The 13,850-nt window shown below is 73.0% G+C and carries 10 protein-coding genes; 2 read left to right on the plus strand and 8 right to left on the minus strand.

Annotation, left to right across the window (positions count from 1 at the left end):
* Positions 1–77: 77 nt before the first annotated feature.
* The 4 genes from K7472_RS06345 to K7472_RS06360 all read right to left on the minus strand — a co-directional run bounded on the left by K7472_RS06345 (position 78) and on the right by K7472_RS06360 (position 6,473).
* The gene (locus K7472_RS06345; RefSeq protein WP_222974882.1) at positions 78–1,292 is read right to left on the minus strand and encodes an acetyl-CoA C-acetyltransferase; all 1,215 of its coding nucleotides are present in this window, start codon (positions 1,290–1,292) and stop codon (positions 78–80) included.
* A 96-nt stretch (positions 1,293–1,388) separates the two neighbouring features.
* Positions 1,389–2,531, minus strand: coding sequence for an acyl-CoA dehydrogenase family protein (locus K7472_RS06350; RefSeq protein WP_222974883.1), 1,143 nt, complete (start codon positions 2,529–2,531; stop codon positions 1,389–1,391).
* 10 nt (positions 2,532–2,541) lie between these two features.
* Complete coding sequence (locus tag K7472_RS06355) at positions 2,542–3,780, minus strand: CaiB/BaiF CoA transferase family protein (protein WP_222974885.1); 1,239 nt, start codon at positions 3,778–3,780, stop codon at positions 2,542–2,544.
* Between the two features lie 242 nt (positions 3,781–4,022).
* The gene (locus tag K7472_RS06360; protein WP_222974887.1) at positions 4,023–6,473 is read right to left on the minus strand and encodes a Tex family protein; all 2,451 of its coding nucleotides are present in this window, start codon (positions 6,471–6,473) and stop codon (positions 4,023–4,025) included.
* Positions 6,474–6,724: 251 nt separating this feature from the next.
* Between K7472_RS06360 and K7472_RS06365 the strand changes: the two genes are divergently transcribed.
* Complete coding sequence (locus K7472_RS06365; protein WP_222974889.1) at positions 6,725–7,222, plus strand: VOC family protein; 498 nt, start codon at positions 6,725–6,727, stop codon at positions 7,220–7,222.
* A 104-nt stretch (positions 7,223–7,326) separates the two neighbouring features.
* Here K7472_RS06365 and K7472_RS06370 read toward each other — a convergent pair whose 3' ends face one another.
* The 3 genes from K7472_RS06370 to K7472_RS06380 form a co-directional block, all read right to left on the minus strand.
* Entirely contained in the window at positions 7,327–8,568 is a 1,242-nt protein-coding gene (locus tag K7472_RS06370; protein ID WP_222974891.1) for an amidohydrolase, read from the minus strand.
* Between the two features lie 132 nt (positions 8,569–8,700).
* A complete protein-coding gene (locus K7472_RS06375) occupies positions 8,701–9,717 on the minus strand; it encodes an isopenicillin N synthase family dioxygenase (RefSeq protein WP_222974893.1) in 1,017 nt (338 codons plus the stop codon).
* Between the two features lie 379 nt (positions 9,718–10,096).
* Entirely contained in the window at positions 10,097–11,992 is a 1,896-nt protein-coding gene (locus K7472_RS06380; RefSeq protein WP_252395225.1) for a Xaa-Pro dipeptidyl-peptidase, read from the minus strand.
* 343 nt (positions 11,993–12,335) lie between these two features.
* Between K7472_RS06380 and K7472_RS06385 the strand changes: the two genes are divergently transcribed.
* A complete protein-coding gene (locus tag K7472_RS06385) occupies positions 12,336–13,154 on the plus strand; it encodes a polysaccharide deacetylase family protein (RefSeq protein ID WP_222974895.1) in 819 nt (272 codons plus the stop codon).
* Positions 13,155–13,265: 111 nt separating this feature from the next.
* Here K7472_RS06385 and K7472_RS06390 read toward each other — a convergent pair whose 3' ends face one another.
* Positions 13,266–13,517 (minus strand): hypothetical protein, encoded by a 252-nt coding sequence (locus K7472_RS06390; RefSeq protein ID WP_222974897.1) that lies wholly within the window; start codon positions 13,515–13,517, stop codon positions 13,266–13,268.
* Positions 13,518–13,850: the final 333 nt, after the last annotated feature.

Raw genomic sequence — 13,850 nt, forward strand, 5'->3', positions numbered from 1 at the left:
GGCGGTCGGGGCGGGTTCGTGCGGTCGCGTCCGGGCGACCGGCGGTGACGGGCGTACTCGCTCGGAGGCGTGGTCGCTCAGAGGCGTTCGACGACCGTGGCGATGCCCATGCCGCCGCCGACGCAGAGCGTGGCGAGGCCGTAGCGCTTCTCGCGCCGCTCCAGTTCGTCGATGAGGGTGCCGAGGATCATCGCGCCGGTGGCGCCCAGCGGGTGGCCCAGCGCGATGGCGCCGCCGTTGACGTTGACCTTGTCCAGGCTCAGGCCGAGGTCGCGGGCGAAGCGCAGGACGACCGCGGCGAACGCCTCGTTGATCTCGACCAGGTCGATGTCGTCGGGGGTCAGTCCGGCCTTGGCGAGCGCCTTGCGGGAGGCGGGGGCCGGGCCGGTGAGCATGATGGTGGGCTCGGAGCCGGAGACGGCGGCGGAGACGACGCGGGCGCGGGGGGTGAGGCCGTAGCGCTCGCCGACCTCGCGGGAGCCGATGGCGACCAGCGCGGCGCCGTCCACGATGCCGGAGGAGTTGCCCGCGTGGTGGACGTGGTCGATCCGCTCCACCCAGTGGTACCTCTGGAGTGCCACGGCGTCGAAGCCGCCGAGGTCGCCGATGCCCGCGAAGGACGGCTTGAGTGCGGCGAGCGAGTCGGCGGTGGTGCCGGGGCGCAGGTGCTCGTCGTGGTCGAGGACGACGAGGCCGTTGCGGTCGGTGACGGGGACCACGGAGCGCTCGAACCGGCCGTCCTTCCAGGCCGCGGCGGCCCGTTCCTGGGACAGCGCGGCGTACTCGTCGACGTCGCGGCGGGTGAAGCCCTCGATGGTGGCGATCAGGTCGGCGCCGATGCCCTGGGGCACGAAGCCCACGTCGAAGTTGGTCATGGGATCGGCGAACCAGGCGCCGCCGTCGGAGGCCATCGGCACCCGCGACATCGACTCCACGCCACCGGCGAGCACCAGGTCCTCCCAGCCCGAACGCACCTTGGCGGCGGCCAGGTTGACCGCTTCGAGGCCGGAGGCGCAGAAGCGGTTCTCCTGTACACCCGCGACGCTGTCGGGCAGGCCGGCGGCGATCGCGGCGATGCGGGCGATGTCGGAGCCCTGGTCGCCGACCGGGCCGACGACACCCAGCACGATGTCGTCGATGGCGGCCGGGTCCAGGTCGGGGAAGCGGCGGCGCACCTCGTGGATGAGGCCGACGACCAGGTCGATGGGCTTGGTGGCGTGCAGCGCACCGTTCGCCTTGCCGCGCCCGCGCGGGGTGCGGACCGCGTCGTACACATACGCTTCGGTGGTCACTTCGGTTGCCTTTCAAGGAAGGTGACGGCACGTCAGGTGACATGCGGGTGACGTACCGTCAGCACTGCTCTGTGGTGGTGTTGTGTCGACGGCCCGTCAGTTCAGCAGCGAACGGCCGATGATCTCCTTCATGATCTCGGTGGTGCCTCCGTAGATCGTCTGGATGCGGCCGTCGAGGAACGCCTTGGCGACCGGGAACTCGGCCATGTAGCCGTATCCACCGTGCAGTTGCAGGCAGCGGTCCGCCACCCGCTTCTGCAGTTCCGTCGCCCACCACTTGGCCATCGACGCGTCGACCGGGGTGAGCGCCCAGCGGTTGTGCTCGGTGACGCAGCGGTCGACGAACGTGCGGGTGACCGCGCACTCGGTGGCCATCTCGGCGATCTCGAACCGCACGTGCTGGAGCCTGCCGAGCGGCTTGCCGAACGCCTCGCGCTCCCTGACGTACGCGGTGGTCAGCTCCAGCAGGTGTTCGGCGGCGGCGATGGCGGAGACGGCGATGGTCAGCCGTTCCTGCGCGAGGTTGGTCATCAGGTGGACGAACGCGCCGTCGAGCTCGCCCAGCAGGTTCTCCTTGGGGACCACCACCTCGTCGAAGAACAACTCGGCGGTGTCCTGCGCCTTCTGGCCGATCTTGTCGAGGTTGCGGCCCCGCTCGAATCCGGGCGTGCCGCGTTCGACGACCAGCAGGCTCAGGCCCTTGGCGCCGCCCTCGGGGGTCGTCCTGGCGACCACGACCACGAGGTCGGCGAGGATGCCGTTGGAGATGAAGGTCTTGGAACCGTTGAGCACCCAGTGGTCGCCGCGGTCGGTGGCGGTGGTGCGGATGCCCTGGAGGTCGGAGCCCGCGCCGGGTTCGGTCATGGCGATGGCGGTGACGGTCTCGCCGGAGCAGAAGCCGGGCAGCCAGCGGCGCGTCTGCTCCTCGGTGGCGAGGTTGGCCAGGTACGGGCCGACGATGTCGTTGTGCAGGCCGATCGCGAGTCCCGAGGCGCCCGCCTTCGTGAACTCCTCGGCCAGCACGACCGGATAGCGGAAGTCGGCGGTGCCCCCGCCGCCGTACTCCTCGGGCACCGCGAGGCCCAGCAGCCCCTGGCGTCCGGCGGCGAGCCACGCGGAGCGGTCCACCACGCCCGCCCTCTCCCAGCGTTCGTGGTGCGGGACGACCTCCTTGGCCAGGAAGGTCCGCACGGTCTCGCGGAACGCCTCGTGCTCGTCGGTGAACAGGTCTCGCTGCATACCGGTGTCCTCAGGTGTCGGAGTCGGCGGGGCGCGGGGCGCCGGGGTCGGCGGGGCCGTTCGGGCTCGCCGGAGCCAGTCCCGGCAGGTCCCAGTCGCGGGCGACCTCGGCGGTGTGAAGGCCGGGCGACGCGGGCGGCCTGCGCAGGGTTCCGGGGGTGGCGCTCAGCCGGGGCGCGGGCGCGGGCTGGGTCTCCCCCGCGACCTCGGTGAACGTCCCGCGGGCGGCCAGATGCGGGTGGCGGGCGGCCTCGCGCAGCGACAGCACCGGCGCCACGCACGCGTCACCGCCCTCGAAGACGGCCGTCCACGCGTCACGGGTGCGGGTCCTGAAGCGGGCGGCGACGCGGTCGCGCAACTCCCCCCAGCGCGTGATGTCGTCGCGGTCGGGCACGTCGGCGCCGGAGTCGGTCCCGGCCCCGGAGTCGGAACCCGCACCGGAGTCCGCGTCAGATCCCGCGTCCAGCCCCAGCAGGCGGGTGAACTCCTCGTAGAAGCGCGGCTCCAGCGCGCCGACCGCCATGTACCCGCCGTCCGCCGTCTCGTAGACGCCGTAGAAGGGCGCGCCGCCGTCCAGCAGGTTGACGCCGCGCCGGTCCTGCCAGACGCCCGCGCCGAGCATGCCCCAGATCATGGCGCCGAGGTGGGCCACGCCGTCCACGATCGCGGCGTCCACGACCTGGCCCTGGCCGCTGCTGCGGGCGTGGTGCAGCGCGGCCAGCACGCCCACGACGAGATAGAGCGCTCCGCCCGCGTAGTCGCCGAGCAGGTTGGCGGGGATCGCGGGCGGGCCGTCGGGCGGGCCGATCATGCCGAGGGTGCCGGCGGTGGCGAGGTAGCCGATGTCGTGCCCGGCGGCGGAGGCGAGCGGGCCGTCCTGGCCCCAGCCGGTCATCCGGCCGTAGACCAGCGCGGGGTTGCGCGCCAGGCAGGCGTCGGGGCCGACGCCGAGGCGTTCGGCGACGCCGGGGCGCCAGCCTTCCAGCAGCACGTCGGCGCGGGCGGCGAGGTCCAGCACGAGCGCGGGGCCGTCCGCGGCCTTGAGGTCCACCACGACGGAGCGCTTGTTGCGGTTGGTCACGTCGTGCGCGGGATCGATGCCGAGCGCGGGACCGCCGGGCCGGTCCACCCGCACCACGTCCGCGCCGAGGTCGCCGAGGAGCATGGCGGCGAACGGGCCGGGGCCGATCCCGGCCAGTTCCACGACGCGCACTCCCGCGAGCGGACCGGGCGGACGCTGCTGCTCCATGGGCGGACTCCCTCGTCGCCTCGCGGTCCACGGGCCGAAGTCACTGTGACAGTAACGATGTAACAGCGACGATGCTAGGAAGTGCCGGGGCCGCGCGCAAGGCTTTCGTACTCACCAGTACACCGCGGAACGGGCGGTGGCGCCGCGATCCGGACACCGGAGGAACGAGACGGCGAACGCACACGTGGGGGCCGGAGCGTTCGCTCCGGCCCCCACGTGCGGTTCGACGCCGCGCGCGTGTCTCAGCGGCGGCCGCGTCCCGGGCCTCCGTCGCCGCCGGCCAGGCCCGCGCGGCGCAGGGCGTCGGCCAGCGCGCCGTTGCCGCCGCCGTCACTACCGCCCGGCCGGGCCGGGCGCCCGCCGCGGTTCTGGCGCGGCGGGGTGTCGCGACGACGGCCGCCGCCACCCTGTCCGCCGCCCTGGCGGTCGTCAGCCCCGCCCTTGCCACCGCCCTGACGGTCGCCCCGACCACCCCGGCGATCCTGCGCCTCGTCCTCCAGCCGCAGGGTGAGGGCGATGCGCTTGCGCGGGATGTCGACGTCCAGCACCTTCACGCGCACCACGTCACCGGGCTTGACGACGTCGCGCGGGTCCTTCACGAAGGTCTTCGACATCGCGGAGACGTGCACCAGGCCGTCCTGGTGGACGCCGATGTCCACGAACGCGCCGAACGCGGCGACGTTGGTGACGGTGCCCTCCAGCAGCATGCCGGGCGCGAGGTCCTTGAGCTCCTCGACGCCCTCCTTGAACGTGGCCGTCCTGAACGCGGGGCGCGGGTCGCGTCCCGGCTTCTCCAGCTCGCCCAGGATGTCGGTGACGGTCGGCACGCCGAAGGTGTCGTCGGCGAACTCCTGCGGCTTCAGGCCGCGCAACGTCGCGCTGTCGCCGATCAGTTGCCTGATGTCGCCGCCGGTCGCCTTCACGATACGGCGCACCACCGGGTACGCCTCGGGGTGCACGCTGGAGGCGTCGAGCGGGTCGTCGCCGCCGGTGATGCGCAGGAAGCCCGCACACTGCTCGAACGCCTTGGGCCCGAGCCGCGCGACGTCCTTGAGCCCCTTGCGGCTGTGGAACGGGCCGTTGTCGTCGCGGTGGCGGACGATGTTGTCGGCCAGGGTGGCGGTGATCCCCGAGACCCTGCGCAGCAGCGGCGCGGACGCGGTGTTGAGGTCCACGCCGACGCCGTTGACGCAGTCCTCGACGACCGCGTCCAGCGAGCGCGACAGCTTGGACTCGGACAGGTCGTGCTGGTACTGGCCGACGCCGATGGACTTCGGGTCGATCTTGACGAGTTCGGCCAGCGGGTCCTGGAGGCGGCGGGCGATGGAGACCGCACCGCGCAACGACACGTCCAGCTCGGGGAGTTCCTGCGAGGCGAAGGCGGAGGCCGAGTAGACGGAGGCGCCGGCCTCGGAGACCACGACCTTGGTGAGGTTCAGCTCCGGGTGCGCCTTGATCAGGTCGGCGGCGAGCTTGTCGGTCTCGCGGGAGGCGGTGCCGTTGCCGATGGCCACGAGTTCGACGGCGTGCTCGCGGCACAGCCCGGCGAGCGTGGCCAGCGACTCGTCCCAGCGCCGTTGCGGCACGTGCGGGTAGATGGTCGAGGTGGCGACGACCTTGCCGGTGCGGTCGGTCACGGCGACCTTGACGCCGGTGCGGAAGCCCGGGTCGAGGCCGAGGGTGGCGCGGGCGCCCGCGGGGGCGGCGAGCAGCAGGTCGCGCAGGTTGGCGGCGAAGACGCGCACCGCCTCGTCCTCCGCGGTGGTGCGCAGCCGGGTGCGCAGGTCGATGCCGAGGTGGACGAGGATGCGGGTGCGCCAGGCCCAGCGCACGGTCTCGCGCAGCCAGCCGTCGGCGGGCCTGCCCCGGTCGGCGATGCCGAAGCGGGCGGTGATCGCCCGTTCGTAGCGCGTGGGGCCCTCCTGCGTGGGCTCGGCCTCCGGCTCCAGGGTGAGGTCGAGGACCTCCTCCTTCTCGCCGCGGAACATCGCCAGGATGCGGTGCGAGGGCAGCTTGGTGAACGGCTCGGCGAAGTCGAAGTAGTCGGAGAACTTCGCGCCCGCCTCCTCCTTGCCGTCGCGGACCCTGGCGGCCAGGCGGCCGTCGGACCACATGCGCTCGCGCAGTTCGCCGATGAGGTCGGCGTCCTCGCCGAAGCGCTCGACCAGGATCGCCCGGGCGCCCTCCAGCGCGGCGGCGGCGTCGGCGACCTCACCGGTGACGAACCCGGCCGCGGTCGCCGCCGGGTCGAGGCCCGGGTCGGCCAGCAGCCGGTCGGCGAGCGGTTCGAGCCCGGCCTCGCGGGCGATCTGCGCCTTGGTGCGCCGCTTGGGCTTGTAGGGCAGGTAGATGTCCTCCAGGCGGGCCTTGGAGTCGGCGGCGAGGATACGGACGCGCAACTCGTCGTCCAGCTTGCCCTGCGCCTCGACGGACTCCAGCACGGCCGCCCGGCGCTCCTCCAGCTCCCGCAGGTAGCGCAGCCGCTCCTCCAGGGCGCGCAGCTGCGCGTCGTCCAGGGTGCCGGTGGCCTCCTTGCGGTAGCGGGCGATGAACGGGACGGTCGCACCGCCGTCCAGCAGGTCGACGGCCGCCTTCACCTGCCCTTCGCGTACGCCGAGTTCGTCGGCGATCCGCCGCCCGATCGCCTCGTTGGATCCGGCGGCCCCGGTGGCGCTGTTCACAGCTGTCGTCACTGTCTCGATCCGCTTCGTCGCTGAGCTGGTCCTGGCATTCTGCCGCTGCGGCCCGGCGCTTGTCGCGCAGGCCCCCCGGGGGTGGCGCGCGGCGGGCCGGGAGCGGCACGGGCCGGATGGCGTGGAACCGCCCCCTCATAGATCTTGAACTTTCAAGCTTCAGGTGTACGGTGGAGTGGCGGGACCACCGCACACGGGGGACGGAGGGGATCAGGCCGGACCGGCCCGCCCCCAGCCAGGAGGAGGACGCCATGCCCGTACGCAGGCTCAACCACGCGGTGCTCTACATCCGCGACGTCCGGCGCGCCGTCGGGTTCTACACCGAGGTGCTCGGCTTCGAGGTCGCCCAGGAGATGCCGGGCCGCGCCGCCTTCCTCAGGGCGCCCGGGACCCTCAACGACCACGACCTCGGCCTCTTCGCGGTGGGGGACGACGCACCCGGCCCGCGGCAGGGCGCGGTCGGCCTGTACCACCTCGCCTGGGAGGTCGGCACTCTCGGCGAACTCACCGCGATCGGGCGGGAGTTGAGCGAGCGCGGGGCGCTGGTCGGCGCCACCGACCACGCGGTCTCCAAGTCGTTCTACGCCAAGGACCCCGACGGCAACGAGTTCGAGGTGATGTGGCGGGTGCCGCGCGAGGACTGGCCGACGTCCGAGGGCGGCGGGATGCGGCAGCTCGACCTGGCGGAGTCCGTGGAGCGCTGGGGCGCCGACCTGGTGACGGGAGCGGCGGCGGGTTCCGCGACCTGATCCGGCCCGGTCCGGCGGGTACGTGAACGGGCCGGCGGGAGCTCCCCGGAGACGGAGGCTCCCGCCGGCCCGTGATCGCTGTCGTTGCCGCTGTCGCCGGCGGCTCAGGCCAGCCAGGTGCGGGCCGCGGTGACCAGCGCTCGTACGCCCGTCGTCAGCGTCGGCTCGATGACGGGGGCGAACTTCGGGGAGTGGTTGGAGGGCACCTCGCTGTCGGCGGTGCCACCGTTCGCCGCGGCGGCGAAGGCGGCCGGGTCGGCGCCGCCCAGCAGCCAGTAGCACAGCGGTGCGCCCGCCGCCGTGGCCAGCACGCCGACGTCCTCGCTGCCGCTGACCGGGCCGGGGGCTACCACCTGCGCGTCGCCGAACTCCGTGCGGAAGGCGTTCATCGTGCGATCGGTCGTCTCCGGGTCGTTGACCAGTACGGGGAAGGAGTCGACGACGGTGATCTCCGGGTCCTTCACCGCGCCGGACGCGGCGGCCTCGGCGTGCACGATCCGGCGGACGCCCTCCAGCACCCGCTCGCGCACCGGCTCCGTGTAGGAGCGGATGCTCAGGCCGAGTTCGGCGTCGTCCGGGATGACGTTCTCCTTGGTCCCGGCGCGCAGCGAACCGACCGTGAGCACCGCGGTGTCGGCCCCGGCGACCTCGCGGGCGACCACGGTCTGCAACCGCAGCACGGTCGCCGCGGCCATCACCACCGGGTCGATGGTGGTCTCCGGACGCGAGCCGTGCCCGCCGCGGCCGAACAACCGCACCCGCAGCGCGTCCGCCGCCGCGAACGCCGGGCCCGGGTGGGCGCCGACCCAGCCCGCGGGCATCGGCGCGACGTGCTGGCCGAGGACCACGTCCGGCTTGCCGACCCGCTCGAACAGGCCGTCGTCCACCATCGCCCGCGCGCCGCCGCCGATCTCCTCGGCGGGCTGGAAGAGCGCGATCAGCGTGCCGGACCACTCGGCGCGGTCCGCCGCGAGCCGCTCCAGGGCGCCGACGAGACAGGTGACGTGCACGTCGTGGCCGCAGGCGTGCATCACCGGGACCTCGTGGCCGTCCTCGTCGGTGTCGGTGACCTGGCTGGCGTACGGCAGGCCGGTGTCCTCGCGCACCGGCAGCGCGTCCATGTCGGCGCGCAGCAGCACCGTCGGGCCTTCGCCGTTGCGCAGGACGGCGACGACGCCGGTGCGGCCGACGCCCCGGATCACCTCGAACCCCGCGGCCTCGGCCCGGTCGGCGGCGATGCCGGCCGTGCGGTTCTCGCGGAAGGACAGCTCCGGGTGGGCGTGCAGATCCCGGTACAGCTCCTCAAGGGTCGTCGCGCCCGCCGTGGCGTCCTGCTCGCTGCTCATCGCTACCTCACCTGTGCTCGGCCTGTTCGCTCCGGCGGCCCGAGGGTCCGCCCGGGATGGTGATCTCCAACATCCCCCATTCCGCGCTCCGGCGCGAGTGCCGGTCGGCGGGCGCCGGGTGGAGCGCGGCGACTACGCGGCGGCGGGTTCCAGCAGGGCCGCGTGGTGGCGGCGGGCGACCTGCGGGTGGGCGCGCAGCCAGCCCTTCAGCTCGTTGCGGCCGTACTCGGCGAACAACGGGTTGGCCGGGTCCCGCGTCGCGCCGGGCGCGCGATCCGCGTACGGGAACGGCACCCGCTCGATGCGGGCGTCGAGGCGGGGGTTGTAGAAGAACGGCACGGAGAAGCGCTCCCGGGCGCCGGGCGGGCTGACGACGCGGTGGTTGGTCGCCTTCAGGTAGCCGTCCGTGGCGACTTCGAGGAGTTCGCCGAGGTTGACCACGAACGCGCCCGGCAGCGGCGGCACGTCGTGGAACCGCCCGTCGCCGCGCTCCACTTGGAGGCCGCCGACCTCGTCCTGGAGCAGCAGGGTCAGGAATCCGTAGTCCTTGTGGGCGCCGACTCCCTGGTCGGCGCCGTCCGGTGCGCTGCCGGGGTAGCGCACCAGCTTCAGGTGCAGATGGGGATCGGCGGCGAAGGCGTCCGCGTAGAAGTCGGCGGGCGCGCCGATGGCGGTGAGCAGTTCGCGCAGCAGCCGGTCGGCGACCGCGCTCAGCTCGTCGATCCAGCCGAGCGCGGCGGTGCGCAGCTCCGGCAGGGCGGCGGGCCACTGGTTGGGCCCCTCCAGCCACCAGTACGCGGGCTCGTCCGGACCGGGGACGCGGGCGGGGCGTTCGGCGCCTATGTCGATCTGGTCGCGCCAGTCGCGGCTGCCGCCGGTGCGCTCGTCACCGATCCGGGTGTAGCCGCGGAAGTGCGGTGAGTCGAGGGTGGAGATGGCCAGGCGGTCGGCTTCCGGCAGGGCGAAGAACGCGCGCATGGTCCGGGTCAGGGCGGCGGTGCGCTCCGCGCTCACGCCGTGGCCGGTGAGCTGGAAGAAGCCCACTTCGTGGGCGGCGGTGTGCAGTTGGGCGTGGAGCCGTGCCCGGTCCTCGGGTCCGCGGTCGGCGGCGGACAGGTCGATGACGGGGAGCTGGTGGTCGTGCGTCATGGGTGGTGTCCCGCAGGGTGAGGTCCCGGCCGGGCCCGGCGGTGACCGGGCACGCCACGCGCGGGCGCCGGGTGGGGCGCGGACGCGGTGCCGGAGGGTGAGTGGGAGGTCTCGGGGTCAGCCGCTGCGGCGACAGGACATGCTCGTGACGCGGACGAAGTCCACGTGTCGACGGCGCACGAGCAGGAGCATGCGTGAAGGGTACTCGCGCCCCCGGACGGCCGCGACGGTGACGAACGTCACGGCGGCGGGAGACGGCCCGCGGGAACACGGCGGGCCCTCACGGCGGCACGGAAGCGGGCCTCGCGCGGACGGCCCGCGCCCCGCCCGGCGTCTGCCGTGGCGTGCGGCGCGGGCCGTCGGGCCGTGCCGGGGACGGTCAGCGCAGGCGCGCCGCCTGGCCGGCCGGGAGCGTGCCCGGGACCGAGCCGTTCAGGCCGGTGAGCGGGACGCCCGCCGGGGGCTTGGCGTGGCCGGTGCCCAGGGCGCGGCGCAGCTGGGAGACGCCGCCGACCAGCGGCAGGTTCGCGTGCGATCCCGACAGGTCGAGCTTGATGGTCGGGGTCGACGGCGGGGCGACGATCAGCCCGTTGTCGGTGCCCGCGACGATCAGGGCGAGCCGGTGCCCGGCCGGGACGACGTGGTCGCTGGCGGCCAGCTGGAGGGTGATGGTGTAGGGCTTGCCCGGGGTGAGCGACACGCCCTTGTCCAGCGAGGCGTAGTGCCCGAGGTCGGCCCAGCCGCGGCTGAACACGGTGTAGCCGACGTTCTCGGTGTCGGCCGCGGTGTCCAGGAAGCAGGCGCTGTCGCCCGGTGTGCTGTCACCCCAGCAGGAGCGGGTGGTCAGCGTGGTGATGCCCTCGCCGTCGTCCTCGTAGTTGCGGATGGTGGCCGGGCCGAGGTCCACCAGGACGGCCGACAGGTGGGCGCTGGTGGTGGAGGAGGTCGCGGTGAGCGTCACCGTCCCGCTGCCGGACAGCCGCAGGTCCTGCTTGAGCGGCCCGGTGGTGAAGGCGACCTTGTCCGAGGTGGCCTGGTCGACCTGCGCCGACCAGTCGTCCTCGCTCTGCTTGGGGTTGTCGGTGTAGGTCTCGGCGCTGCCGGAGGCGGGCGGCGTGGTGCTCAGCGCGCCCAGCCCGTTGGTCGTCCCCGGGTCGAGGCTGAGCGGGGTCGTCGTGGTGCCGGACGGGGGCCACACCGCGTCGGTGGTCCAGTGGTCGGGGGTGCGCTCGATGTCGGCCATCGGCTGGTTCTGGATGCCGTTGTCGACGCCCATCAGGTAGTGGTCGAACCACTGGTGCAGGGTGTCGACCCAGGCGCTGCGGCGGTAGTCGAACGGGTCGACGTGGCCGGTCTGCGACAGCCAGATCTTGCGCTGCACGCCGTGCGCCGCGAGCGCGTCCCACCACTGGCCGAAGTTCTTGGTGCGGACGTTGAGGTCTTCGAGGCCCTGTGCGACGAAGACGCTGGCCTTGACCTTGGCGGCGTCGGCCACGTAGTCGCGCTGCTGCCAGGCCGACGTCCAGTCGCCGTCGCGTGGCGCCCCGTCGCGCAACGCCTGTTCCTCGGCGGAGCACTTGGACTGCGCCGCGGAGCTCTCCACCTCGGAGGCGAGTTCGTCGGGGCCGCCGTCGTAGAGGGCGGCGCCCTGCGCGAAGTAGTAGTCGTACCAGGAGCTGATGCCGCTGATGTCGACGATGGTCTTCAGGCCGTCGACGCCGGTGGCCGCGACCCCGTTGGCGATCGTGCCGTCCCAGCTCTTGCCGATCATGCCGACCGACCCGTTGGACCAACTCGCTTGCGCGGCGGTCGTTCCGGTTCTCGTCGTGTAGCCCTTGGCTCTGCCGTTGAGCCAGTCGATGACCGCCTTGGCGGAGGTGACGTCGGAGGGGCCGCCGACGTCGACGCAGCCGTCCGAACGGTTGGTTCCGGCCAGGTCGACCAGGACGACGGCGTAGCCGCGCGGGACGAAGTAGTTGTCGTAGTAGAGCGGGAACTGCACCGGGTTCCCGTTCTTGTCGTACGTCTTGAGCTGGTTCTCGTTGCCCCGGCCGCAGCACGAGTAGTACGGGCTGGCGTCCATGATGACCGGGACCTTCTGGCCCTTGGCCGCCGGTTCGCTGGGCCGGATGATGTCGGCGGCCACCCGGTCGGTCTTGCCGTCGTGGTCACCGTCGATGCCGGTGTCGACCCAGACGGACTGCCGGATGGCGTTGGAGTAGGAGTAGACGGGCTGCGTGCCCGTGTCCTTCGGTGCGGGGCGGCCGTGGGCCATGGCCGGAGCGGTGAAGACGGCCAGGAGGGCGGCTACGACGACCGCCACGACCGACAGGGAGTGTAGGGGGATGCGGGCTCTCCGCGCGTGTGACAGCACGGGCGGACGGTACCGCCTGACACTGCCATGACAGAAGCGTTCTTCCGGACAATGATCGCGACGGCGTGCCCCGGAAAGCGGACGAGGGCTCGCGTCGGATGGCGGGCGACCCGCCCGGGAGCGCGGACGGCGGTCCGACGACCGCAGGCGAGGCAGCCGTCCGCGCCGCGGACCCGGCCCACCCGGCTCGCCCGCAACACCCCAAATACCACTGATAATCACATTCGCCCTCTACGGTGGCCCGGTGACGTCCATCGATCGCCGAAGTGTTCTGCGGGCCGCGGCAGGGACCGCCGCGGGTGGTGCGCTGGCCGCCGGTTGCGGTGACGGCCACACCGTGCGGGCCGCCGCGCACCCGACCTCCCCGACCGACCCGACGGCCTCACCCGCGTCGCGCACCCCCGCGGGCTCCCGCACGGGACCCGGCGCGCTGCCCGCGCTCCCGCCGGACCTGCCGGACCAGATCGCCCACGGGCCGTCCGGACACCCGATGGTGGCGCTGACCTTCCACGGGCAGGGCGACCCGAAGGAGGCCGAGGCGCTGCTCTCCGAGGCGGAGCGGGCGGGCGCCGGGCTGACCGTGCTCGCCGTGGGCAGCTGGCTGGAGGCGTATCCGGCGATGGCCCGGCGCGTCCTGGACGGCGGTCACGAGCTGGGCAACCACACCGAGAACCACCGCGACATCAACGCCATGCCGGCCTCGCAGGCGGCCGCGGAGATCGGTCAGTGCGCGGACCGGCTGCGGCGGCTGACCGGCGGCGTGGGCCGCTGGTTCCGGCCTTCGCAGGCCCAGTACGCGTCGCCGTCGGTGCTGCGGCTGGCCCACCGGGCGGGCTACCCGCACGTGTTGTCGTACGACCTGGACTCGCTCGACTACACCGACCCCGGGGCGGACGCCGTGCGCGAGACCGTGCTCGGCCACGTGCACGGCGGTTCCGTCGTCAGTCTGCACTTCGGCCACCCCGGCACGGTCACCGCGATGCCCGCGATCCTCGACGGGCTGCGGCAACGGGGACTGCGCGCGGTGACCGTCTCGCACCTGCTGGCCGGCAAGGGCGATTGACGTCACGTCAGTCCGATGGCCGCCGGGAAGCGGTCCCCCCGAACAGCGGCGAGGCCGCGCGGCGCCCGAAGGCGACCGCGCGGCCTCGCCCGGCCCTGCGCCGACGGATCGTCAGCGCACGTGGTGCCAGAAGCCGATGTGGTGGGTGTGGTGGTGACGGTGGTGGTGGAAGCGGTGCGGGTAGCCGTGGTGCAGGCGGCCGTGGCCCCAGTCGCTGCGGCCGTGACCCCAGTCGCCACGACCGTGGAAGGGCGCGTGGTGGTCGGTCGCGGCCTGGGCACCGCCGGCCGCGAGGACGACGGCGGCGGCGCCACCGGCCAGCACGCCCAGGGCGCGGCTCAGTGACGAGGTGAGGGACTTCATTGCTGATGCCTCCAAGGTCATTCGATGGGGACTTGGGTTCTGCCCAACGAACCAGGCAGCATCAGGTATTTGACCAAGGCGGGATCTTTACCGACAACAGCGACACACCACTTTTTCATGACGCAACCCATACAGACCTCACTCCTGGGCGGGAAATCCCGCACTGCTGTCCCGACTCCAGGACACTCGCGACGTCGATGATCGGACTAATGCGCTTGAGCGGTAAAACTACTAAAGCGCATTAGTTGTCCGCGATCCATTGACGCCCCATGGGCCCGGGGTGCATTTTCTTGACCGTCCGCCGACGCGCGTCGGCCGCTCGTCCGCCGACCC

This window comes from Streptantibioticus parmotrematis (assembly GCF_019890615.1).
Lineage (GTDB): Bacteria > Actinomycetota > Actinomycetes > Streptomycetales > Streptomycetaceae > Streptantibioticus_D > Streptantibioticus_D parmotrematis.

What these genes read in the sequence shown, in the direction of transcription:
- K7472_RS06375 (WP_222974893.1), bottom strand. Translation starts at nt 9,717, where the DNA reads ATGACGCACGACCACCAGCTCCCCGTCATCGACCTGTCCGCCGCCGAC.
- K7472_RS06390 (WP_222974897.1), bottom strand. Translation starts at nt 13,517, where the DNA reads ATGAAGTCCCTCACCTCGTCACTGAGCCGCGCCCTGGGCGTGCTGGCC.
- K7472_RS06350 (WP_222974883.1), bottom strand. Translation starts at nt 2,531, where the DNA reads ATGCAGCGAGACCTGTTCACCGACGAGCACGAGGCGTTCCGCGAGACC.
- K7472_RS06370 (WP_222974891.1), bottom strand. Translation starts at nt 8,568, where the DNA reads ATGAGCAGCGAGCAGGACGCCACGGCGGGCGCGACGACCCTTGAGGAG.
- K7472_RS06355 (WP_222974885.1), bottom strand. Translation starts at nt 3,780, where the DNA reads ATGGAGCAGCAGCGTCCGCCCGGTCCGCTCGCGGGAGTGCGCGTCGTG.
- K7472_RS06380 (WP_252395225.1), bottom strand. Translation starts at nt 11,992, where the DNA reads ATGGCCCACGGCCGCCCCGCACCGAAGGACACGGGCACGCAGCCCGTC.
- K7472_RS06365 (WP_222974889.1), top strand. Translation starts at nt 6,725, where the DNA reads ATGCCCGTACGCAGGCTCAACCACGCGGTGCTCTACATCCGCGACGTC.